This window comes from Undibacterium parvum (assembly GCF_003955735.1).
Classification (GTDB): domain Bacteria; phylum Pseudomonadota; class Gammaproteobacteria; order Burkholderiales; family Burkholderiaceae_D; genus Undibacterium; species Undibacterium parvum.
In genome coordinates, this window is the sequence record NZ_CP034464.1 from 4,729,176 (window position 1) to 4,753,701 (window position 24,526).

Annotated in this window: 22 protein-coding genes; 5 read left to right on the forward strand and 17 right to left on the reverse strand. The window is 50.3% G+C overall.

Going from position 1 to position 24,526, the window contains the following annotated elements; translation table 11 throughout:
- The first annotated feature begins 54 nt into the window (after window positions 1–54).
- The 5 genes from EJN92_RS20540 (at window position 55) to EJN92_RS20560 (ending at window position 5,221) form a co-directional block, all read left to right on the forward strand.
- Window positions 55–912, forward strand: coding sequence for a carbon-nitrogen hydrolase family protein (locus EJN92_RS20540; RefSeq protein WP_126129537.1), 858 nt, complete (start codon window positions 55–57; stop codon window positions 910–912).
- A gap of 96 nt (window positions 913–1,008) precedes the next feature.
- On the forward strand, window positions 1,009–1,317 hold the full coding sequence (locus EJN92_RS20545) for a single-stranded DNA-binding protein (RefSeq protein ID WP_126129538.1): 309 nt from the start codon (window positions 1,009–1,011) through the stop codon (window positions 1,315–1,317).
- Window positions 1,318–1,795: 478 nt separating this feature from the next.
- A complete protein-coding gene (locus EJN92_RS20550; protein ID WP_407701532.1) occupies window positions 1,796–3,535 on the forward strand; it encodes a cytochrome D1 domain-containing protein in 1,740 nt (579 codons plus the stop codon).
- 10 nt (window positions 3,536–3,545) lie between these two features.
- Window positions 3,546–3,893, forward strand: a complete 348-nt coding sequence (locus tag EJN92_RS20555) for a c-type cytochrome (protein WP_126129539.1) — start codon at window positions 3,546–3,548, stop codon at window positions 3,891–3,893.
- A gap of 74 nt (window positions 3,894–3,967) precedes the next feature.
- Window positions 3,968–5,221 carry a cytochrome D1 domain-containing protein gene (locus tag EJN92_RS20560; protein WP_157984412.1) on the forward strand — a complete coding sequence of 418 codons (1,254 nt, stop codon included), beginning with the start codon at window positions 3,968–3,970 and terminating at the stop codon, window positions 5,219–5,221.
- Window positions 5,222–5,439: 218 nt separating this feature from the next.
- Here EJN92_RS20560 and EJN92_RS20565 read toward each other — a convergent pair whose 3' ends face one another.
- The 17 genes from EJN92_RS20565 to EJN92_RS20645 all read right to left on the reverse strand — a co-directional run bounded on the left by EJN92_RS20565 (window position 5,440) and on the right by EJN92_RS20645 (window position 24,505).
- The gene (locus tag EJN92_RS20565) at window positions 5,440–6,600 is read right to left on the reverse strand and encodes an NnrS family protein (RefSeq protein ID WP_126129541.1); all 1,161 of its coding nucleotides are present in this window, start codon (window positions 6,598–6,600) and stop codon (window positions 5,440–5,442) included.
- Entirely contained in the window at window positions 6,597–7,001 is a 405-nt protein-coding gene (locus EJN92_RS20570; RefSeq protein ID WP_126129542.1) for a putative zinc-binding protein, read from the reverse strand. The genes EJN92_RS20565 and EJN92_RS20570 overlap by 4 nt, the downstream gene beginning before the upstream one ends.
- Window positions 7,002–7,015: 14 nt before the next feature.
- A complete protein-coding gene (gene ubiT / locus EJN92_RS20575; RefSeq protein WP_126129543.1) occupies window positions 7,016–7,465 on the reverse strand; it encodes a ubiquinone anaerobic biosynthesis accessory factor UbiT in 450 nt (149 codons plus the stop codon).
- Between the two features lie 85 nt (window positions 7,466–7,550).
- A complete protein-coding gene (locus EJN92_RS20580; protein WP_126129544.1) occupies window positions 7,551–8,459 on the reverse strand; it encodes a U32 family peptidase in 909 nt (302 codons plus the stop codon).
- A 1-nt stretch (window position 8,460) separates the two neighbouring features.
- The gene (gene ubiU / locus EJN92_RS20585; protein WP_126129545.1) at window positions 8,461–9,465 is read right to left on the reverse strand and encodes a ubiquinone anaerobic biosynthesis protein UbiU; all 1,005 of its coding nucleotides are present in this window, start codon (window positions 9,463–9,465) and stop codon (window positions 8,461–8,463) included.
- An 11-nt stretch (window positions 9,466–9,476) separates the two neighbouring features.
- Window positions 9,477–10,223, reverse strand: a complete 747-nt coding sequence (locus EJN92_RS20590) for a Crp/Fnr family transcriptional regulator (protein WP_126129546.1) — start codon at window positions 10,221–10,223, stop codon at window positions 9,477–9,479.
- 122 nt (window positions 10,224–10,345) lie between these two features.
- Window positions 10,346–10,990 carry a response regulator gene (locus EJN92_RS20595; protein WP_126129547.1) on the reverse strand — a complete coding sequence of 215 codons (645 nt, stop codon included), beginning with the start codon at window positions 10,988–10,990 and terminating at the stop codon, window positions 10,346–10,348.
- Window positions 10,991–11,028: 38 nt separating this feature from the next.
- A complete protein-coding gene (locus tag EJN92_RS20600) occupies window positions 11,029–12,951 on the reverse strand; it encodes a type IV pili methyl-accepting chemotaxis transducer N-terminal domain-containing protein (protein ID WP_126129548.1) in 1,923 nt (640 codons plus the stop codon).
- Between the two features lie 67 nt (window positions 12,952–13,018).
- A complete protein-coding gene (locus EJN92_RS20605; protein ID WP_322348671.1) occupies window positions 13,019–13,738 on the reverse strand; it encodes a carbonic anhydrase in 720 nt (239 codons plus the stop codon).
- A 1-nt stretch (window position 13,739) separates the two neighbouring features.
- A complete protein-coding gene (gene moaA, locus EJN92_RS20610; RefSeq protein ID WP_126129549.1) occupies window positions 13,740–14,753 on the reverse strand; it encodes a GTP 3',8-cyclase MoaA in 1,014 nt (337 codons plus the stop codon).
- A 244-nt stretch (window positions 14,754–14,997) separates the two neighbouring features.
- The gene (locus EJN92_RS20615) at window positions 14,998–16,293 is read right to left on the reverse strand and encodes a hypothetical protein (protein WP_126129550.1); all 1,296 of its coding nucleotides are present in this window, start codon (window positions 16,291–16,293) and stop codon (window positions 14,998–15,000) included.
- Window positions 16,294–16,332: 39 nt separating this feature from the next.
- The gene (locus tag EJN92_RS20620; protein ID WP_126129551.1) at window positions 16,333–16,779 is read right to left on the reverse strand and encodes a hemerythrin domain-containing protein; all 447 of its coding nucleotides are present in this window, start codon (window positions 16,777–16,779) and stop codon (window positions 16,333–16,335) included.
- Window positions 16,780–16,879: 100 nt separating this feature from the next.
- The gene (locus EJN92_RS20625) at window positions 16,880–17,626 is read right to left on the reverse strand and encodes a peptidylprolyl isomerase (protein WP_126129552.1); all 747 of its coding nucleotides are present in this window, start codon (window positions 17,624–17,626) and stop codon (window positions 16,880–16,882) included.
- 18 nt (window positions 17,627–17,644) lie between these two features.
- Entirely contained in the window at window positions 17,645–18,328 is a 684-nt protein-coding gene (gene narI, locus EJN92_RS20630; protein ID WP_126129553.1) for a respiratory nitrate reductase subunit gamma, read from the reverse strand.
- Between the two features lie 12 nt (window positions 18,329–18,340).
- Window positions 18,341–19,015 carry a nitrate reductase molybdenum cofactor assembly chaperone gene (gene narJ / locus EJN92_RS20635; protein ID WP_126129554.1) on the reverse strand — a complete coding sequence of 225 codons (675 nt, stop codon included), beginning with the start codon at window positions 19,013–19,015 and terminating at the stop codon, window positions 18,341–18,343.
- A gap of 193 nt (window positions 19,016–19,208) precedes the next feature.
- Window positions 19,209–20,762, reverse strand: a complete 1,554-nt coding sequence (narH, locus tag EJN92_RS20640) for a nitrate reductase subunit beta (protein WP_126129555.1) — start codon at window positions 20,760–20,762, stop codon at window positions 19,209–19,211.
- The gene (locus EJN92_RS20645; RefSeq protein ID WP_126129556.1) at window positions 20,759–24,505 is read right to left on the reverse strand and encodes a nitrate reductase subunit alpha; all 3,747 of its coding nucleotides are present in this window, start codon (window positions 24,503–24,505) and stop codon (window positions 20,759–20,761) included. The genes narH and EJN92_RS20645 overlap by 4 nt, the downstream gene beginning before the upstream one ends.
- Window positions 24,506–24,526: the final 21 nt, after the last annotated feature.

Consider the following 24,526-nt stretch of genomic DNA (forward strand, 5'->3'; position numbering starts at 1 on the left):
AACTGACTAACGCTAGCATCACGGTGTATTATGTGTTTTTTTTGAGAATACACGATGACACTTACTGCGACTCCCTCCAGCCTACTACGCATAGGCGCAGCGCAAGCACAGAGTATTGCGGGCGATATCGACGCCAATGTGGCACAAGTGGTGGCTCTGATAGAAACCGCAGCCAAGGCGCAGCTGCAGTTATTGGTATTTCCCGAAAAGTTTTTGAGTGGCTACGAACCGGATCTGATCAAAACGGATATTCAGCGGTATACCGTAAGCCAAGACGATGTACGCCTGCAGCCTATACTAGATGCCTGCGCAAGCACCGGTGTGGCGGCCATCGTGGGTGCGGCTAGCCATGCGGCAGGCAAGCTTTACATTTCATCCCTGATTATCAGTAGCAAAGGTGAACTGCTCAGTCTCTATCATAAGCAGCATTTGTTTAGTACGGAACGCGCACTCTTTTGCGCGGGGGCGAGCGATGCAGGCTGCCTGCTGGAAATCGCTGACTGGAGGCTGTCCACGGCGATTTGCTACGACTCAGGTTTCCCCGAACATGCCCGCAATGCGGCACTGGCCGGTAGCCACGTGTATCTGGCCAGCGCGCTGTTTAGTCAAGGCAATGGGCATCACGAATCGCGCATCTGGATGCCGGCGCGGGCGCTCGACAATACCATCTTCGTGCTCATGTCTAACCATATCGGCAGCACAGGCGGCTGGAATACCTGTGGCAGCAGCGCCATCTGGAGCCCTTACGGCAAGCTATTAGCCGAAGGCAGTAGCGATCAGGCCGGTGTCATCAGCTGCAGCTTAGATCCCGCCTTAATGCGCGAAGCACGTAGCCGCGAAAGCATGTTGGCGGACTACCGCGCCATCGCGCCCAACACTGAGCACCTGTTCAAGCGCTATCGATTAGACTAAAGCTCACTTGATTTTTAATCAAATCGAGCGGACGGCAGGATAGGAAAGCGCCCTTTAAATTTAGAATACTTAGGCAAAATTAGAAAGCTACGAATCATGATAGATGCACTCATCGCCGGACGCATGTACGGCCACGCAGAAGAACGCAGTGGTCAGGCTGGATCGGCCTATGTGATGTGTAAGATACGTGCCAGCACTGACGATGGCGACACCCTGTTTTGTAACGTCATCGCATTTAATGATCAGGTACGCAGTACTTTGCTCGGTTTGGCCGATGGCGATAGCGTCGCCCTCTCTGGCGCCCTCACCCCCAAGGTCTGGACCGACAAGCAAGGTAATGTGAGACCAGCTCTCGATATTGTGGCACATGCAGTCATCAGCGCGCACCGCATTAGCGACGTCTAGCTAGCGTAGGCTAGTGAAGCATCACGCTTAGACGCGCAATTACAAAAAGCCCCCCCTGCCAATGCGCATATTCCATGCGCCTGTTGGCGGCATTGCCCCGCAAAGCCGCATGGGATATGCGTCTTGGGCCGTTGCCAAATTAATTTCTAACGACAAGAACATTGACCTCGCAGCGTCAATTGTTCTTGCTTGCTGAGTATCGAGCACGGTAGTGGCTAGCGCACAGCGTCGCGAAACACTGACGAACAGCCTGAAAGCAGCGAGCTAATTCCTACTCAAAAAACCACAGCGCCAGATATAGTTCCCCCTGAAGTTTGATCTATATCAGATCATGCAAAAACTAAGAAAAAACCTTGACTCGCATCAATGAAATATCCGCTTTGCAGGCGTAGTCTGCTTGGTATAGAAAAAATACATTTAAACAATGTTTCTTTTCTGCAGTTTCATACAAGCTTACCAACAAGAAGGGGAAATAAAAATGAAATCTGGAATGAGTATGCCCTTAGTTCGACCACTAGTTGCCTTATTGGCGGCATTGCCACTCGCGTTTGGTGTGGCTTATGCGGAAGACAAAAAAGAAGATAAAACGCATGGTTCTGCAGAGCTGAAATATCAGGCTGGCGGCTCACCTTTAGCCACTCAGGCCATGCATCAAAATATCAATCCCAAAGCACCTCCTATGACGAAAGAGGAATTTGAGCTTGGTAAGCAAATTTATTTCCAACGCTGCGCCGGTTGCCATGGCGTATTGCGCAAAGGTGCGACAGGTAAAGCATTAACGCCAGATATCACACTCGACAAAGGCACCGATTACCTGAAAGTGTTCATCAACTACGGCTCACCAGCTGGTATGCCTAACTGGGGTACATCTGGAGAGTTGAGCGACAAAGAAGTCGATCTGATGGCGCGCTATATTCAGCAAGAACCACCAGTACCGCCAGAATTTAGTCTCAAAGACATGCTGGCGACCTGGAAAGAGGTGATTCCTGTTGCCAAGCGCCCAAGCAAGAAAATGAATAGCTACAACATCGCTAACATTTTCTCCACTACCTTGCGCGATTCCGGCGAAGTGGCTCTGATCGATGGCGACACCAAGAAAATTATCAACATCGTCAAGACTGGCTATGCGGTACATATCTCCCGCACGTCCGCTTCCGGTCGCTACTTGTTCGTCATTGGTCGCGATGCACGTATCAACTTGATCGATTTGTGGATGGAAAAACCAGATACAGTCGCTGAAATGAAGGTCGGTCTGGAAGCGCGCTCTATCGAAACCTCCAAGTTTAAAGGTTTTGAAGATAAATACGCGATCGCTGGTGATTACTGGCCACCACAATTTGTCATCATGGAAGGCGATACACTCAAGCCTTTGAAAATCGTTTCTACACGCGGCATGACGGTTGACAATGAATACCATCCTGAACCACGGGTAGCGTCTATCGTTGCCTCCCACTACCGTCCAGAGTTCGTGGTCAATGCCAAAGAAACAGGCAAGATCATGTTGGTTGACTATAAAGACATCAACAACCTGAAAATGACGACATTGGATGCTGCCAAGTTCTTGCATGACGGCGGTCTCGATTCTACCGGCCGTTACTTCCTGGTCGCTGCCAACGCATCCAATAAGATTGCGGTGGTCGATACCAAAGAAGACAAGATGGCAGCGATTGTTGATGTCGGCAAAACACCACACCCAGGTCGTGGCGCCAACTTCATCCATCCTAAATTTGGTCCTGTATGGGCAACCAGCCATTTGGGTGATGAAACTATCTCCATGATCGGTACTGATCCAATCAAGCACAAAGCTCAGGCGTGGAAAGTGGTCGATACCGTCAAAGGTCAAGGCGGCGGTTCTTTGTTTATCAAAACACATCCAAAATCGAAAAACTTGTGGGTTGATACGCCTTTGAATCCAGATGCAAAAATGAGCCAATCAGTTGCGGTATTTGATATCGAACATTTGGATAAAGGCTTTACCGTACTACCAATCGCCGAATGGGCAAACTTGGGCGAAGGCGCAAAACGTATCGTTCAGCCTGAGTACAACAAAGCTGGTGATGAAGTCTGGTTCTCGGTCTGGAGCGCTAAAGACAAAGAATCCGCTATCGTTGTCGTGGATGATAAAACTCGCAAGTTGAAAGCTGTGATCAAAGATCCTAAATTGATCACACCAACCGGCAAGTTCAACATCAATAACACCCAACACGACGTGTATTAAGGAGAGCAATATGGAAAATAAATTCACACGTGTTGCTCTCGCTTGCGTCGCTGCGGCTGGGATTGCCGCCCTGTCTTTCACTGCAACTGCATCCTACGCTGCAGGTAATGGTGCAGAATTGGCGACAAAAAATGGCTGCATGGCATGCCATAGCTTAGACAAAAAGGTGCTTGGACCCGCATTTAAAGATGTATCTAAAAAATACAAGGGAAATGCAGATGCAGTCGCGGCTTTGTCTAAAAAAATTAAAGATGGCAGCACCGGTGTTTGGGGTCCTATCCCTATGCCGCCTAACGGCCCTAAAGTCAGCGATGCTGACATCAAGGTCTTAGCGGAGTGGGTATTGGCAACTAACTAGTCGCCCAAACACGGACTAACCGAGGCGCGCAGGTCTTCTGACTTGCGCGCCTTTTTCCATAGATGAGGGCCATCATGTCGTTCTTAAACAAGCTGCTCACTGCTGCTAAGGTACGCCGTTCACTGCGTTTACTCCTGGGTATTTTACTGTTCGCATCAAGCTTGCCACTGCTTGCCAGCGCCAAGCTTCACACAGCACCCATACTGATAGTCGACACAGAACAGCAACTAATCATGCTCGACCCGCAAGCGCAGAGCATCTTAAAAACTTTTCAGTTCGACTTCCCTCTGCATCAAAAAATTTTGCACAGTAAGGATGGTCAGTTTGCCTATCTATCCTCACCTGAGGGTTGGCTAATCCAGCTAGATTTGCAGGCGCATGAGATACGCCAACAAAGGCGAGTAGCGCAGCAAACGACAGGGATAGCATTGTCTGTGGATGACCGCTATCTGATGGTGGCCAATAGTAGTCCATGCAGCTTAATTGCCCTGCATGCCGGGGATTTTTCCCTGATACGTACACTTGATGTGAAGGACAAAAACGGCAAGGCTTCAGCGGTGGCAGCAATTTATTCAGCCACCGCGCGAAAAAGTTTTATCGCGGTGATGCGCGATATCCCGGAACTATGGGAAATGAGTTACGACCCGCAGGCTGAGCCCATCTATGAAGGTTTTGTGCATGATTACAAGATGGGTGAAGGAATTGCATTACGCGGCCCCTTTCCGCCAAGACGTACTTTGCTTGAGCAGCCATTAAGTCATTTCATATTTGACGCAGATGCAACGCACGCGATAGGCGCAGGCGAAAATGGCGTGCTACAGGTGATTAACTTAAACATCCGTCGAAAAATTCGTGAGCTTCATCTCAGCTCAGACAGCGTACCTGATGCGGGACTGATACTGCAGCGCGATAACAACAGCGTATTGCTACTGCCTTCCGCGACACAAGAAATACTCTATACGATAAATCTAAAAACCTGGCTAGAGCAGCCAACAATCGCTACGCAGATCGCGGGATTTAGTGTGGAACAAGATCCCGCGTCACAGGATATTTGGCTGTACCGCGCCACAGAAAATAGCACGACGATGCCCACCGCTAAGCCGCGCAATTGCCGGCAACTGCTAGGCGCTAGCGCCTTATCCATAAGCATACACATAGGCATAGGCACGCCACCAGAACAAACTTTGATGCAGCATTGCCACGCAACGACGTGGAGTAACGATGGCAAGCTAATGCTATATGCCGACACGGCAGCAAGACCAGCGGCTATCCGGGTTTACCACACAGCATCCAGGCGTCTACTGCGCAGTTTGCCCTTAGCTCCGTGACATCCATGAAACCCCTAGAGCAGACCAAAAACTTGCGGCCGTCGATCTCCACCCCAGCGTCAATACGCTAAAAATCAAGCATGCTCGCCGTTTTGAACTAGACCTACCCGGACACGCAATACCGGTGCGGGCTGCAGCCTAGGCAGGCTGGACAGCCGCATGGAATATGCGCAGTGGCCTAGTGCTTTTATATTCTCAATCTCTAAGAGCGTATGGCCTCAACCCGCTTGTCCATCGACCCTGGGCTTGAGATAAATAGGTAAAATGATGGCCACCCAGCACGCCACCAGTACCAACCACACGATCGCCGACGCAGTGATCAGCATAGGCGATACCAGGATGCTGGCCAGCACACGCAGCATTGCCGCCAGATGTAGACACAGGTAAATAGCCCAGATGCCATTCCCAGCCAACAGCGGCCGACCGCTATGCCCGTAACTGACTCTAGTCACAAACGCCACCAACATGGTCGCCATAAACCCTAGTCCAAGCGCATGCATAGAAGCAGAGCCTAGCCGATAGCCGAAGGCAGTGGCTGCATGCAAGGCAAAAAAAACCGCTAACCATGCAAAGGACATATGCAACATGGCGAGTAAGCGGTTCTGAAAACTGGACTGCAAACCCCAGCGCCACGACGTGTAGAGAAAACTCAAGGCCATCGCGCTAGCAGCGCAGGCTTCCAACAAATGCCATGAAAACACACCGGCCACAGCTACCGTCGTACAAGCACTGAGCCAAAACCATAACAGCCAAAATGGACGCCAAACCAGATAGGGCTTAAGCACCCCACCGGTAAAAAAAGGTAACATCCTATGGCACACAGTTAAAAATATAGGCAGTAAAAAACAGAAGAAAGTCAGTTGTCGCGCCACCATCCAGGCCTCGCTCCAACCTAAAGTCCAGGCCAGCGCCGCGCTCAAGGCGAGTGCCCCGCCTATCATCGCTCCCAACAACACTGTGGGATGCTGTTTTTCGGTGATTGTGCTTTCACCGAGTAGCGCCGCCCAACGCCAAGTCGCACTCAGCCATGCGCACAACATCATGCCGAAACCTATGCTCTCCATGATGGGCGCCAATGACGCTCCCGTTATGACCAGCACGATGCCAGAAAAATACGCGATGCCAGTGATCAAAAAATAGCGATCTGAGGCATTCACGGCTAACCAGCGCGGTCCTGCGGTAAAAGTAAAACCAAGTATAAATAAAGGGAATATCCCCAAAGGCATCACGATCGCGTGCAAAGGTATAGAGTTTGCAGCTTGCATCAGGCTGGCATTAGAGACCGTTAGACTAAAGCTCCACCAAGCAAATAAAAAGAGTACGGCAAGGGCACCAAGAAAAAAATACAAGCGGTGTGGCGCTAAGGCGAGGCGTTTCATGTTGGTGTCTTTCTATGTGGTTGGCCGCTAGCGCTTAGCATCTCATCAAGCGCTAGCTCAACGAGTTGCCATATTTTTGTTTTTTCATCGTCACTGGGGTCGCTATGCAAACGCTTCTTTGCGCCTTCGCGGTTGAGCACTAGATGACGGTCGGCGCGCACGCCTACTTTTTCCAAGCAGGCCGCAACGCAGGCCAGAGCACAGCCGTCTAAGGCCAGTATCGCGCGCCCAGACTGCGCCAGCTTTACCAGCGATGGTACGCCGCCACCGACCCCGCTAATACAGGACATTTCGGCTTTTGCATCTCTATCTAGGCGCACGGCACAGACATTGGCCAATTGCGCCACGCTAGAGCAGCCGGAGCAGCTATATACCAGGGGTAAAGTCGGATCTATCTTCATTTATGGCCAGAGTTTTAATTGGCTAACTTACTGGCTAAATTATTTAGCCACGCGGGACGTTCACTGGCATCAAGCCAATATTTGACCGCGACACCTAGTTCAGTATCCCCTTCAATCTTGAGCTTACGGCGGAAAAACAGCGTATCAGCGTCTTCCATACCGGAAGCCAATTGAAAAAAATCTACCGCCAGCGCAGATAAGCGCACATCGGCAATAGACTGAGAACTTTGCGATGCCATCTGCGGCTTAAATTTGCCCTGATCGCAAACGAAACGCAGTTGTAAGCCCAGGTCTTCTATCGTAATCAGGAAGCTCTTGCCATACAGCGCCTCAGGAGCAATCAGCCATTCGCGCTGACGCGCCAACTCCAACATTGCCAACAAGGGCAGACTGGCGATAGGAGAAGGTAAATGTTTGCCGATTTGGCTAAACACTAAGGGAAAACGAAAATCTGAAAATTGCATAATTAATTATCCTAAACTGGCCTCGACTGGTCTCAACCGGTCTCAATTCGCCTCAACTAGCCTATGCTAGCAATATTTATCGGCATCACGCTGCTTGCCACTGCATGCCAGGCGCGCCGAACCAATAGCCGTTGCTACGCTCCGCAGCCGCAGGTAATGCGCTATCGGGTACTTTTGCCACTGTCTGAGTAGAGCGTGCCGTATCAAAAGCCGCCACCACTTGCTGCATATTCTGAGACTGAGGCTGTAAGCGCAATACTTGCACCCCCATGTTCAGAAGTTCCGGCAATTGTTCACCCAAATCGACGCAACTGGCGCTTTGCGTTTGTATGCCATTCAGATTAAGAAATATTTTTCCATCTCGGGTCGCCAGCGGCAAACCGTCAGGATGGGCGTCGCAGCGAAATTCACAACTGTCTTTACGCAAACGATGATGGCGCGCAGTAAAACACCGCGCAGAAAAGGCGAGCGCCATGCGCCCCCAAACTTGCACCTCGGTTTCCACACTCGCCGCTTTCTCTTGCTGGATTGCAGCCAGATCTATGCCTGGCATCTCTAGCGGAGGCGAGAAACGGCTTACCCCCAATCCGGCCAACCATGCCAGCGTGTCGCTATGATAGACATTTAAATGTGGCCCGGCGATGAAGCTCTGCTTGAGTTGATTCAGCACCCTGACCGCACTAAAATCATTCGCCTCGACCGCTATCCCCTCTTCTGCAGCGCGTTCTGCCAGTCGGTGCATGGCGCGTCGATCCGGCTCATTCTCGATCAGAGTCTGGGTAGACATGACGACGCTCTTACCACTTTGTCGAATTTCTTTGGCGAGCGCGAACCAGTCTTCAAACTTGAGTAAATGACGACGCGAACAGACCACCTCTCCGAGGTACACAATATCGATAGGCCAATCCATAGCATCGGCATAAAAAGCGAGGGTACTCTCCTTTGACCAAAAATAAGAGAGCGGAGCAAGTGAGATTTTTTGCGGATTTATCATATTATTTCCAAGGACGTTCAAACGCCCCTTGTGTCACTTGCGAGCCTTCAGCATGTTTGGCCAGGGTGCTCTGCCATTCCGGCTTAGTCGAATATCTTTCCGGATCTTTGATGGCGGCATCCAATGCCGCTCTTAAAGTACCGACCACTTGCGTCACATAAGTTGGACTGCGCTGGCGACCTTCTATCTTGATGGCTGCCACTCCCATACTCACCAGTTTTGGCAATAAACCTATCGCGTTCAGACTAGTTGGCTCTTCCAATGCGTAATCCAACTCTCCCTCGACTTCAAAGCGTCCCTTGCACAGGGTTGGATAAGCCGCCGACTCACCCGGTGCGTAGCTATCGATCAAAGTGCCACTCAATCGAGCATGTAGAGTTTGTTCTTTTTCTTCCCAGCTAATCGCATGCGCCGGTGAACAAACACCCTTATTATTCGGAGAGTCGCCAGTCACATAGCTCGATAGCAGGCAGCGCCCTTCAGCCATGACACACAGGCTACCGAAGCCAAAGACTTCAATCTCGACTGAGGTGTTTTTGATGATTTTTTCTATCTCAGCCAAAGTCAACACGCGCGGCAAGACCGCACGTCGAATACCAAACTGCTCACGCATTAACTCTATCGCGTCTATCGTGCTGGCCGAGCTTTGTACAGATAAATGGAGGCGTAAATCGGGATGGCGGTTACGTGCATAGGCCATCAAACCGGGGTCCGCCAGTATTACCGCATCGGCGCCCATAGTAACGGCAGTATCAATCGCCGAGCGCCATTCCTGTACCGCACGCGCCTGCGGATAAGTATTGATAGCAAATAAGACTTCACGACCCTTGGCATGAGCATAGTCCACGCCAAGCCGGATATCGTTTTCGCCAAAATTGAGGCCACCAAAATTGCGTGCGTTGGTGGCATTGCGCAAGCCGAGATAGACGGCATTAGCTCCTTTATCTATAGCCGCTTTAAGAGCGACCAGACTACCGGCAGGAGCGACCAAAGCTATGGTTTTCATAGACCACGATGCTATATAAAGTGCCTCGCTGTTGCATTGTTCTTCATCAAGTTTTCAGGTGTCTGACGGAAATTGAGCGCCTCACTGTGCTGATACACCTTTAATGATTCAGGACAGGTGATACGAATATGTGAACCACTTACTTGTATCAAATCATCGTCGACCAACTGATGCAGCACCCGGGATAAAGTTTCAGGTGATAAATTAAGCAGCGATGCCACTAAATTTTTCTTAAGTTCGAGTCGTATATTCGCCGTGCCCTGTATGCCTGAGACCTGCAACAAGTAATCGATCACGCGCTGTTTGGCGTTTTGCAGGGAATGACGTTCAACGTCACGCATGAAGCCCAGCAGGCGGCTAGACAGGCCCGCCATCATTTGCTTGGCAATCAATGGAGATTGTTCTAGCAGGCGAAACAGAGCATTTTTTGGCAAACGCAACAATAGCGTTGGCTCCAAAGCTTCAGCATAGAAAGGATAAGGTTCATCCAAAAACAACATTGCTTCACCGAAGCTCTGGCCTGGCCGGATGAGTTCCAGAACTTTGTCGTTGCCATGTGAGGAAGGGATGCCCAGTTTCATGAGGCCATACACCACGATATAGGAACCGTCGGCCAGATCGCCCTTCTGAAACAGGGTCAAGCCCTTATCGAGCTCCAACTTGACCACTTCTTTTTGCAAAGCGTCGAGTTCAAATGGAGAAATATGCCGAAACAATGCCTGATTACTCAGCAAACCTTGCAAATTAATCTTATTCATAACTCACCTCTTTAAATTGATTAGGGTCAAGTTTAGGGGAGCTAAATGGCTACGACTATCCGCCGATAGAACTAGATGGCTACTGCAAAGGGAGCAGAATCCCTTACAAATTTTAGGGTATTTTATTTATCCAGACCGCGCTCGACCGCATAAACGGCGATTTGCACACGACTACTGAGATTGAGTTTTTTCAGAATATTTTGCACATGAATTTTGACCGTGCTCTCGGCCACGCTGAGATTGCGGGCGATCTCCTTATTACTCTCGCCGCGTGCCACACAGACCATGGTTTCACGCTCTCTAGGCGTTAGTTTTTCTTTCTCAGCAACGACGGGGGCATTCATGCCGGAGCGAAATTGCATCACCAACTTGGCCGTCATCGCATCGGCGATCACCGCTTCGCCCGCTGCGGCACGCTTGATAGACTGGGTCAGGTAATCTGCTTCGATATTTTTTAGCAGGTAGCCGCGCGCACCATTCTTTAGCGCGGTACTCAAGTCTTCAGCCTCTTCCGAAACGGTCAACATCAAGACTGCGACCTCGGGCATATCTTCAACGATCAATTGCATCGCTTCCAAGCCGGATAAACCTGCCATATTTAAATCCATTAAGACCACATCCGGTCGTAATTGTTTGGCGCGTTTGACTCCCTCCAAGCCATCGGAGGCTTCGCCCACGATCTCGAATTCCGGATTGCGTTGCAATAACAATTTAATCCCACTACGAAATAGAGTGTGATCATCAACCAGCAAAATCTTAATTGTCATGCCTATCCTTTTTGATTTTTTAATTATATAAAATTGAGTTAAGCGACCAAACGTTCTTGCCTCAATAGGTGCAGAGAAATTGTACTGCCCTGCCCTGGTATGCTGAGTATCTCAAATTGTGCAGAGAGTCGCACTGCGCGTTCCCGCATGATGTGCAAACCTACATGGGCATCGCCCTTCTGCTCGGCACTTTCCATCGTAAATCCCTGGCCATCATCGGTGATGATGAGCTTAAAATCTCGCTCATTTTCGACCCTGACCTTTACCTCACTGGCCTGCGCATGTTTACGCACATTCGATAAGGCTTCTTGCAAAATAAAAAGTACCTGCAACTGTTGCTCGGGGGCTAGCGGTGCGCCACTCCCTATAAATTCTATGACAGCGTGCACGCCCGTCTGGCGCTGAAATTTACTCAAGACATTGCGCATTTCAGACTCTAAATTACTATCCTGCAGCCTGGTCCTAAAATTCAAGAGTAATTCGCGCACATCCTCATAACTTTCTTCCACTCCGGCGCGTAATAAGGGCGCAATATCGGACACTTCCTGCAAATTATTGCGACTCAAAGAGTCTTCCAACATCTGCACTTGCAGGTTTAAGAAATTGAGGCCTTGCGCAATACTATCGTGCAAGCCCTGTGCCAGCAAATTGCGTTCTTGCGATACCGCAAATTCTTTTTCCTTGGCGATCAGCCTTTGATTCTCTATCGCCACGCCCAGATTTTTACCCAACGTTTCTAACAAACGCCGCTCTTCACTGCTGATCACCCGTTCATGGGTAAAATGCAGAGAAAAACTGCCTATCACTTGTTCTCTCGCTAGTATCTGAAATACCGCAATCGAGAAAAAACCTTCTTCCGCGCAGCGATAGCGTTTTTGCGTATCCATCTGACGGAAATCTCTGACCAGAATTATTCCCTGACTAACAGCCGCACCGCACAGGCAATCGGCGGTCTTGATGCAATGCTCCTCCTCCACCATTTTTTCAGAGATACCTTCGTGCACCGTGATGTGTAAATTATCGCTATGGTTATCGAGTATGCGCACGGTGCCACCCTCGGCCTTTATGCGTTGCATAATCCTGTGCAGAAAACCACGGCATAATTCTTCTATCGCATGTGGCCCAGCCAGGAAAGCAGCAACTTCATACAGGGTACTGATTTCTTGATTTTGTTCCTGCAGCTTGGCGGTTTTTTGCAGCACCCGTACTTCCAGGGTGCGGTGTACGGTTTGCACCCTATCAGCCATCTGGTTAAAGGCTTGCGCCAGTACGCCAAATTCATCCTCGGTCTCTATCGGCAAGCGCACACTGAGATCGTCTTTACGCATGCGCGCTATGCCCGCCTGCATACGGGTTACCGGCCCCACTATCCACAGATACAATAAATACAGTAAGGCGATACTTGCTGCCAGCGACATAAAAATCAGTATGGTCTGGCACAGACGCAACCAAGTGGTTTTTTCAGATAACTCCACTTCGACTAAGCTCACCAGCTTATTAATGCTTTCCACGAAGCTAGGGAGTGCGTCGGAATAGTTTTTAAGTGCCTGCTGCCGACTAGTCACATCAAGCTCATTTTGAGCCTGGATCGCAAAAACTTGCATACGCGTCTTCCAGTCCTGTTGCACCAATTGCATTTGCGCACGAATGCCAGCAGTTGCAGGTAAAAACAGCGGACGTTTCGGATCGCCCAGCTGGAGATCGGACAAAGTACTATTAAACTGATCCAGCTCATCTTGCGCCGTGGTGCTACTCACATGCTCGAGTACCATCGCCAGGCGATACGAGCGTACCCGCAAGCTGCCAGCCTCATTGATTGCGGCGGCACCGCCCTCGAGTTGCCATGATAAGAGCAAGGTGTAGCCGATCGCCATCAGGGTCAGCGCCAAGCCGATTAAGGTGGTGAGTAAAATGCGGAAAGTAAGGCGTTTGCCTATAGGCAGACTGGACGCTGCATCCATGATGGAATTTCACTAGTGAGAATTACGTTAGTGTAGCCTTTATTGACATGGATCAAGCTGTTTTGAATCAAACTTCTTGGCTCACAGCGTCTAGTGCAGCGGAAATAGTGCGCGTGCCCTGATGCGGGTCCGTCACTATTCCCAAAGGACAAACCATAGGAAGGAAAGTATCGGTGCGATCTGAATACGCCAGCAATGCGCCATTGCTCATATCAAAATACCAGCCATGCAAGGCAATCTCGCCTCTGGCCTCACGTTCGGCCACCCAAGGGAAGCTACGCAAATTATTCAGTGACATGATGATCGCACCTAGTTCGCAGGCACGATTCTGTTCCTCTACCGAACAATGACTCAATTGCTGCAGAACCTGTTGTTTGACAGGTTCTACAATTTTCATCCAGCGCCCGATAAAATCAAGCTTACGGCTAGGTTTATAACCTTGCATCAAGGCGCGAATACCACCGCACTTTTCATGCCCCATGACGATCACGCGCGTGACATTGAGCGCCTCGACCGCGAATTGCACCGCTGCACTAATGCCTTGCTGATGGCCAGCCTCGTTGCATGGAGGCACCAGGTTGGCGACATTACGGATCACGAATATATCGCCAGGATCGCAATCGAGCAATAAAGCAGGGTCTACCCGTGAGTCACAGCAACCTATCAATAAAGTCGTCGGTTTCTGGCCGTTATTGAGTTTTTCGTACAGGTGTTTCTCACCTGAAAAATACTTGCTTTGAAAGCGTTGAAAGCCCTCTATAAAATGCGAAATATTTTGAATAGTCACATCAACCTCCGGTTTGCGCCATGAAACGGATGATTTTATACGGATTATCGTTAAATTCATGACGTTCTGGTTTTAATTCTATGGCGGCGCGGATTGCCGACTCCAGCTCGGTATCACTAATGCCAGCCCTCAGCAAGGGACGCAATTCAAATTTTTCTTCCTGTCCCAAACACATGTAGAGGGTACCATCAACCGACAAACGCACCCGGTTGCAGGTTGCGCAAAAATGTTGGCTAATAGGGGAAATGAAGCCAATAGTTCCCTTGCCGTCTTGGGTACTCCAATAGCGCGCCGGACCGCCACCCAATTCCGCCGCTGCAGGTTTGAGGTTAAATTGCCTGACCAGTTGTTCACGTATTGGTCCCACATCGAGATACTGACTATTGCGCCCGGTCTCGCCCATAGGCATCGCCTCTATCAGCCTGAGTATGAAACCTTCCTCAAAACAATATTGCGCCATACGCATGATCTCGTGATCATTGACGCCACGCATCACCACCATATTGAGTTTAATAGGATCAAATCCGGCTTGCTTCCCCGCTTGCAGCCCCGCCATGATGCTAGCGAAGCTATCGCGGCCGGTGATCTTCTCCATGCATGCCTTATCTAGGCTATCGAGACTGACATTAATACGACTAACCCCGGCAGAGCGCAAGGCAACTGCATGTTTATGTAACTGGGTGGCGTTGGTAGAGAGTGAAATATCTTTTAAGCCTGGTAAGCCGGACAAACTACTTACCAGCTTAGGCAAATGACGACGTAACAGCGGCTCGCCACCCGTCATACGCAAGCGCGATACGCCCATACGAGCAAAGGCGGCGACCACCCGCTCTATCTCATCAAAACGCAACCAATTCTCTGGCTCTTCAAATCCAGAAAATCCCTTCGGCAGGCAATAGCTACAACGTAAATCACAACGATCGGTTACGGACAAACGCAAATAGCTCACTTTGCGACCAAATCTATCGATCAGCGCAGGCGAGGGGGAGGCAGATGGGGGATAAGAAGTTTGCATGACTTCATTGTGCTGGCGAATGCCCTGATTGACAATTCTCCGCCAAGCTATTTATGCCTAGTTCCTTTGGGGGATACTGCTTACTCTGATTTTATTTTGGCACCCTGCCACTGCGCATATTCCATGCGGGTTTCCAGCCTATCTGCCTTGAAAGCCGCATGGAATATGCGCCTTGGCGTGGTGCCTAAATTTATTTTGAGGCGGATCGGCACTGGCTGTTAGATTGATCTCAGTAAGCTATTGGCTATTTTTGAAGCTTATTAGCACGCAGAACCGGTAGTAGCTCGCGCCGATACGAAAACAGGCAGAGCATTAGTAGTGCAGCGATCATCCCCTGTGACAGCGCAAAGGCTAGTCCGGCAGCAGGCGCAAGCATGCTAGGCATCACAGGCAATAACAACAGTAACAACAAAGCGAGCAAGAGCAGACGCGCTTGCCATTTCAAGCGCTGCGGTGGCAATACCGCCTGCATGGTCGGAACCCGCCGCCCCATAGGTATTTGCCGACGTAAGTGCAGAAACACCAGAAACGGGATGATCTTGCCCAGCATGGCATTGATTGGCAGCACCGCGCCACCGACCAGGGCCAATACCCCTATCCACCACGGCAAACTGGCATTTAATTTCGCTGGTAATTGCGCTTCAAACAAGGCGGAACTGGCAGTCAAAAGCGCGGCAAAAAACCAGCTCGCGGTACACACCAGCCAGAGTATCCAGGCCGGATCAAAACTTCGCTTGGCTCGCCACACAGCGCGCATTGCAAACAGTGCGAAAACCATCACCAGCAGGCAAGCGAGTAAGATCGAAGACGCGCGCAGCAAAGTAAACGGCATAGACAGCAATGGCAAACAAAGCAATCCCGGCAGACTACGCTGCCACCACAGGCTAGGCTTGGGGGTTTGCCAAAACATGGGGACCACGGTAGACGCGATACCTATGACTAATGTGGCTATCCATCCGACCACGCCCCATGCCACGTGCAGATCCAGAAAATACCAGACATCAATCGACCACCAGCCGGCAAGAGCAGCCGCCAGGCCTATTCCCAAACTCACCACGATAGCCAGCGGTACACATATCCATGCCAGAGTACGAGTAGTTGCGTCTATGACGCTGACACGCCATGCGGTATGCGCCAAAGCCAGGACAACAGCGCCGTACAACAGTGCTGCCAGTCCGGCAGCAAACAAGAAGCCGCGCGTATCCCCGAATAGAAATGCGAACGACAGCGCAGCGGCAATCATGGCCGAGCCGAATGCGACAAAGGGAGAAATATAGCGCGCCGCGTTGACCGTCTGGCCACCGACCACGGGCATCAGCTGAAACAGGGCACCTATCATGATGGGTGCTAGCATGCCCAACACCAGGCAGTGCGTGATCGCCAAAGTCAGAGGCGCGAAGCGATCGGGCAAACCTGCATTAGGCCCGAAAGCGAGTAACAGCCCCGCCACCATTCCCAACCAAGGTGCCGGCAACAAGCAACCAAAAATAGTCGCCGGTGATGGTGCCAGTTCGTAGTTGAGAATTTTTACAGTGGCCAAAAGGAGCTTATCTCTAAATTACGCCAAATTTGCGTCGACTTAGGAACAAGAGCCGCAGCAAGTGCTACCAAAACCAAGTACCGCGTCGAGATTAGGAATACTACCGCCACACATAGGATACAGGACGTTTTCCTCTTTGACGTTATGCTGCTGTATCAAAACGTTCAGGGTATCGATCGCTGCCAGTGCTACTTCTGCCTGGTTGGCTTCGATCGCGGCATAGGCCTCATCACGCAAGCTACGGATTTCGGCATGCTCGCCACGCATCACTACCGTCGGTCCACTGGTCATGCCGGTGGCTTTTTCAAATGCAGGGAAAAGTTTATTTTCTTCCAGCCCAAAATGCAGATCAAGCTCCTCACTAAATAGGCGGAAGTTGCGCCCTGCTGACGCCATATCACCCTTATGCAGCGCCACTTCGCAGCGATTGAGCTGATCGTCACATTCGGTGTGCTGCTTTACCATTTCCATCATTGCTTTAGACATTTTTCTCTTACCTTCTATGTTTCCTGTAGGTGCACCATCTTCACCATTTGCACCCTAGGAATTTAATAATTGTAGATAGGTGCGCATGGCGCACCCTACTCTATTGCAGTAGCGGGCTATCGGCACCCGGCAGATCGATACCGGAGATCTTGGCACGACCGACCAGCAATTGCAGATACTGACGCACCGCATGGTCATGACTCGCCATACGCATCGCGTCCGCGATACTGCTTTCAACTTCTTCGAATGGCCGGAGTCGACCATCGACCTTACGGCCCAGCTGAATAATGTGCAAGCCAAAGCGGGTTTCAATCAGACGCGGAATAAGCTGGCCTGCCACGCCAGAAAATACCGCCTGCTCAAACTCTGCTACGGTCGCACCACGTGTAATCTGCCCCAAACTACCGCCGACCTCACTTGAAGGACAGTTGGAATTGGCTTTAGCGCATTCAGCAAACTGCTGAGGGTTTTCCAGCAGATCGGCCAGAACGATGGATGCGTGTTTGCGTAAAGCATCCAGATCAACGCCTGCCGTGACCTGAAACAAGATATGGCTCGCTTCCACCAGTTCACCCACAGTAAACCGCGCTGGGTGCGCCTGATATTGACGTAGACACTCTTCGCGACCCGGCATCGGCACTTTCACCTCTTGCGCCAGCAAGGCTTCGATCAGGGCATCGTCTCTATCGGCTTTAAGTTCTAGTTGACGCGCCTCGTCGAGCAAGACCCGACGTAACACCAGCGCGGTCATGGCGCTTTGCAGCGGATCGGTGGCGTCCTGATGATCCGGCAATTCTTGCTCCATCTCGGCATCATTGAGTTCATAGCCATTGACGATGACAGGCATGTTGTTCTCCTAAATAAATTAACGGGGGCGGACCAACTGCCATGCACGGCTGATATAGCCAACCGAAGCAAAGCCGCTCCACACGTGCACCAAGCGGGTGAACGGAAAGATCACGAACAGGCTTAAACCCATAAACAGATGCAGCTTAAACAGCAAGGGGGCAGCGATGATAAATTCTGCTGCATCGCCACGGAAGGTGATGATGTGCTGCGCCCAAGTCATCAATAAAACCATCATGTGACCATCGGTATGATTGGCCGATTCAAATATCGTCGACAAACCCAGACCCAAGGTCAGAAAGATCCACAGCAATAAGATCTTGTCACCGGTTTTTGTCACTGCAGCGATACGGGCATTGGTAAAACGACGGTGCATCAAGATCAGCAAACCCAGCATACATAAAGTGCCGAATATGCCGCCCATTACCATCGCGATCATTTGTTTAAGCGTGTGTGTAACACCTAGCGTATCCCAGACGATCACCGGAGTAAGCAAACCGACCATATGACCAAAGAACAAACCAATAATGCCGATATGAAATAGGATATTACCGACCCGCAGATTGCCTTCATGCAGCATCTGGGAAGAATCGCTCTTCCAGGTATATTGTTCACGCTCAAAACGCGCCAGACTGCCGAACAAAAAGATCGCCAGCGCGATGTAGGGATAAATCCCGTAGATAAATTGATGTAAGTAATTCATGATCGTCTCTCCTTATTGAGCAGTTGCGCTAGGGCCAGAGTGCGGCTGCCGCGGGTGAAAATTGATTGGTTTGGACGCCGATGAGCAGCCAGACATATTTGGCTTTAGCAGCGGCTCTACACCATCGGCACCAGGTCCGAAGGTTTCCATTGCGTCGTCCATGTCACGTACTGGTGGCTCGCCCTGCTCTTGCGGGACGACATCGGTCAAGGTCGTCAACAACATAAAGATGCCGTTATACGGACTATCGTTACGCTTTAAACGCATACCGATCGCAGCTAACACGTGAATGGCCTCGCCCAGCAGTTTTTCTGCAGTTTCAGCATCCATTAAACTCAAGAATTCTAAAAACAAGGGCACGAAATCTGGCAACTCGCTAGACTCCGGCTCAAAACCGTGACGACGATATTCTTCTATCAAATCGACCATGGCCTGACCACGATCACGACTTTCGCCATGGATGTGCTCAAACAAATGCAAGGACAATGAATGAGTGCGATCGAAAGTGCCTACATAATTTTCTTGTAGCGAGATCAGATTACTCGTTTTGAGAGCCGTCAGTAATGGATGTAGTACTTCCAGAAATTCTGGCTCGGCGACAAGCGCTTGCTCAATTTCAGGGATGGCCGCAATCAAATCCGGTTGCGGGTAACTGAGTAGAGCTGACAATATGCGATAAATTTGCATGATATTTCCTTTTGTTTTGTCTGTCCTTTGAAAAACCAAGACAATCAATAATTCGCTTTAAGATCCCCTCTCCCGCGAGCGGGAGAGGGCTAGGGTGAGGGTGCCTGAAATTCCCGAGAAGCTAGATCGACTACGGCTACTCAATCACCCTCATCCCCTACCCTTCTCCTGCTAGCGGGAGAAGGGAGTAAACCTAATCAATGGTGGACATCTTCTTACGCGACTTCGGCATATCGACAAAAATCACGCTGCCTTGTGGTTTTTTACCGAACAGCGATCCGTCCGAAGTACCACCAGAACAGCCATTGCCAAAAGTAAATCCACAACTGCCTTTTTCGTTAAAGCTGTCTTCTACCATTTCTTTATGCGAAGACGGAATCACGAAACGGTCTTCGTAATTAGCGATCGCCATGGTTTGATACATGTCTTCGACCTGTGCAGCAGTTAAACCTACCTGCGCCAAGACCGCCTTATCCTCCTGGCCATGCACCACTTCGGCACGTTTGTAGGCACGCATTGCTAGCATACGTTCGAGTGCTTTTAAGACTGGCTCTTCTTTACCGGCGGTCAAAAGATTCGCCAGATAACGTACAGGAATACGTAAGGACTTGACGTCAGGAATAATCCCGTTCATGCCCATGTGGCCAGCTTCTGCCGCTTTCTGGATTGGTGACAGCGGCGGTACATACCAGACCATAGGCAAAGTGCGATATTCAGGATGCAGCGGGAAAGCAATTTTCCATTCGACTGCCATCTTGTACACCGGCGACTTTTGTGCCGAGCTGATCCAGCTATCCGGAATACCGTGCTTGCGCGCTTCAGCAATGACGGCAGGATCATGCGGATCAAGGAAGCAATCGAGTTGCGCCTCATACAGATCTTGCTCGTTCGGCACCGATGCGGCCGACTCTATCTTGTCTGCGTCGTACAGCAAGACGCCTAAATAACGGATACGACCAACGCAGGTTTCAGAGCATACAGTCGGCTGGCCAGCTTCGATACGCGGGTAGCAGAACGTGCACTTTTCGGCCTTGCCTGAACTCCAGTTATAGTAAATTTTCTTGTAAGGGCAGCCGGAAATACACATACGCCAGCCGCGGCACTTATCCTGATCCACCAGTACGATACCGTCATCTTCACGCTTGTAGATAGAACCGGATGGGCAAGATGCGACGCAAGCAGGATTCAAGCAGTGTTCGCACAAGCGTGGCAAATACATCATGAAAGTGGATTCAAAAGTCGAATACATTTCTTTCTGTACGCCTTCAAACAACTGATCACGGCTACGCGAACTAAATTCGCCGCCCAAATCGTCTTCCCAGTTCGGGCCCCAGACGATTTTTTCCATCTTTTTGCCGGTAATCACGGACACAGGACGCGCTGTCGGCGGAGTCTGCATCAACGGTGCATTTTGCAGATGCTCGTAATCAAAGGTAAATGGCTCGTAGTAATCATCAATCGAAGGCAAGTTCGGGTTCGCGAACAAGTTACTCAAGATGCGCAACTTACCGCCTTGTTTAGGCTCTAGTTTACCGGCTTCATTTCTGTGCCAACCGCCCTTCCATTTCTTTTGGTTTTCCCATTCCTTCGGGTAACCGATACCTGGCTTGGTTTCGACGTTATTAAACCACGCGTACTCGACACCATCACGACTAGTCCAGACGTTTTTACATGTGACCGAACAGGTGTGGCAACCAATACATTTATCCAGGTTAAGCACCATGCCTACTTGTGCGCGAATTCTCATGATGCTGCTCCTTGTTTGTCGTGCTCTGCTTCGTCCAAGGGACCGTCGAGCCAATCTACTTTTTTCATCTTACGCAAAACCACAAATTCATCGCGATTACTACCGACCGTGCCATAGTAGTTAAAGCCATAAGCCTGCTGCGCATAACCGCCTATCATGTGGGTAGGTTTCAACACCGCACGTGTCACCGAGTTATGAATACCGCCACGCTTGCCTGAGAGCTCTGCACCTGGCGTATTAACGATTTTTTCCTGAGCGTGATACATCAGGCACATGCCCTTTGGCACCCGCTGACTGACAACCACACGGGCAGTCAAAGTACCGTTACTATTAAATACTTCTACCCAATCGTTATCCACCAAACCAGCTTCTTTCGCCTCTATTTCTGAGACCCAGACGTGTGGACCACCACGGCTCAAGGTCAGCATGCGCAGGTTGTCAGAATAGGTGGAATGGATACCCCATTTCTGATGCGGCGTAATAAAGTTAAGAACGATTTCTTTCTCACCGTTCGGTGACTTATTCAACATCGGCACTACAGTTTTAGTGTCAATCGCTGGCTTGTAGACACACAGACCTTCACCAAAATCAAGCATCCAACGGTGATCCTGGTAAAACTGCTGACGACCAGTCAGTGTGCGCCAAGGGATATATTCATGCACATTGGTATAACCGGCGCTGTAGCTGACCTCTTCCGATTCCAAACCTGACCAGGTCGGTGCCGAAATAATCTTGCGCGGTTGCGACTGCACATCGCGGAAACGGATCTTGTCATGCTCACGCCCTACCGCCAGATGAGTATGGTCACGACCGGTAATTTTACCCAGCGCTTCCCAAGCCTTGACTGAGACATGGCCATTGGTTTCTGGCGCAAAAGTCAAAATCATTTCGCAACCGTCTATCGCCGTATCCAGACGTGGGCGACCTTTGCTGACACCCTCTTCGGTTACCAACTTAGTGATGCCGCCGATTTCTTTCACTTCGTGCTCGGTATTCCAGTTAATTCCTTTACCGCCATTGCCTAACTTATCCAGCAAAGGCCCGATAGAAGTAAACTTCTTGTAGATGTCTTTGTAGTTACGTTCAACCACGATCATATTCGGTGCAGTTTTGCCTGGAATCAGATCGCATTCGCCTTTTTTCCAGTCTTTAGGCTCAAACGCCTGACCTAGTTCACCCGGTGTATCGTGCATCAAAGGTTGCAACACGATGTCTTTGCGGGTACCCAGATATTCGCCACCGATTTCAGTAAATTTCTTGGCGATACCTTTGTAGATTTCCCAGTCAGTTTTACTTTCCCACAGAGGCTGTACCGCTTCCGAAAGTGGGTGAATGAAGGGATGCATGTCTGAGGTATTCAGATCATCTTTTTCATACCAGGTTGCGGTCGGCAGGACAATATCGCCATACAGACAAGTGGTGCTCATACGGAAATCGAGTACCACCAGCAAATCGAGCTTACCTTCGGCCGCGACTGGGCGGAATTTCACTTCTGTTGGCTTGACAGCGTCATCCGGATCATCAAACAAGGCATTCTGCGTGCCCAGCAAATACTTCAGGAAGTATTCATGGCCCTTGCCTGAGCTACCCAAAATATTCGAGCGCCATACAAACATATTACGCGGGAAATTTTTAGGATTATCCGGATCGTCGCAACTCATATTCACGGTGCCAGATTTCAAGCCCGTCTTCAGATATTCAACCGTATCGACACCTGCTTTTGCCGCAGCATCGCAGATATCCAAAGGATTAGTTTCCAATTGCGGAGCCGATGGCAACCAACCCAGGCGCTCGGACTTGGCATTCATATCGATCATGCTCATGTGGCTGATCTTGGATTTGTCAGCTGTTGGCGCGAGGATCTCATCCATCGCCAATTTCTCATGACGCCATTGGCTAGTGTGCGCATAGAAGAAACTAGTGCCGTTCATCTGACGTGCAGGACGTACCCAGTCACTGGCAAAAGCTAAAGGTGCCCAGCCAAATTGCGGACGTAGTTTTTCTTGACCCACATAATGCGCCCAACCACCACCCGATTTACCAACGCAACCGCACATCATCAGCATATTAATGATGCCGCGATAAATCATATCGTTGTGGTACCAGTGATTCAAAGCTGCACCAACGATCACCATGCTCTTACCTTCGGTGTCATGGGCGTTTTGTGCAAACTCACGTGCCACTTGTATCACCAGATCACGCTTGACACTCGTGTGTTTCTCTTGCCATGCCGGTGTGTAAGGCACATCGTCATCATAAGAATGGGCAACCGCACCGCCCAGACCTTGATCGACGCCATAGTTCGCCATAGACAAGTCATACACGGTCGCCACCAAGGCCACTGTGCCATCAGCCAAAGTAACGCGTTTTGCTGGCAAATTACGTTGCAGCATATCGTTGGCGTCCGTGCCACCGAAATAGCTGAAACCTACGCTGACGATCTCATCGTGCTTACCAATCAGGCTCAATTGCGGATCGATTTCACGACCGGAACCACCGTCTTTGGCTTCCAGATTCCAGCGACCAACTTTGGCACCGTCATCAAACTTGCCTTCGCCCCAGCGGTAACCGATAGAACCATTCGGCGAGACAATTTTACCCGTCGTTTCATCAATCGCGAGCGTCTTCCAGTCGCCATTATTCGCCTCATCCAGACCGCCCGGCATTTGCGATGCACGCAGCATTTGATCTGGCACATAACAACCATTGCGCTCAACCAAGCGTACCAACATAGGCATATCGGTGTATTGCTTGACGTAGCCACGGAAATACGGGGATTTATTCTCTAAATGGAATTCTTTCAGGATCACGTGGCCCATCGCCATCGCCAGTGCGGCATCCGTTCCTTGTTTTGGCGCCATCCAGATATCGCCAAACTTCACCATCTCGCCAAAGTCAGACGATACGGCAACAGTCTTGGTACCCTTGTAACGTACTTCGGTGTAGAAGTGGGCATCGGGAGTACGAGTTTGCGGCACATTTGAGCCCCAAACCATCAGATAAGTTGAGTTATACCAGTCAGCCGACTCAGGTACATCCGTCTGTTCACCCCAGACTTGCGGGCTGGCCGGTGGCAAATCGCAGTACCAGTCGTAGAAGGACAATGGCACGCCACCGATCAAACTCAAGTAGCGCGATCCAGCGGCATACGAAACCATAGACATCGCCGGAATTGGCGAGAAACCCACAACCCGATCAGGGCCGAATTTTTTGATGGTGAAAGCATTGGAGGCCGCGATCATTTCTTGCGCGGTATCCCAGTCAGCACGTACAAAACCGCCCAGACCACGGACGGATTTATAGCGCTTGGCTTTTTCAGGATTCTGGCTAATTGATTCCCAGGCGTCTATCGGACCCATGGTCTTACGCGCTTCTTGCCACATTTCCATCAGACGACCACGTATCATCGGATACTTAACGCGCTGGGCCGAATACACATACCAACTATACGAAGCGCCACGTGGGCAGCCGCGCGGCTCGTGATTTGGCAAATCTGGACGAGTACGCGGATAATCAGTTTGCTGAGTTTCCCAGGTAATCAAACCGTTCTTGACATACACCTTCCATGAACAAGAACCAGTGCAGTTGACACCATGCGTAGAACGCACAATTTTGTCATGCTGCCAACGCGAACGGTAGGCGTTCTCCCATTGACGGTCTTCATTAACCACTGCACCATGACCGTCAGAATAGGTAGCCTTCACCTTCGACATGAACTTCAATCTATCCAGAAAATGACTCATCGCAAACTCCATTTCAATAGG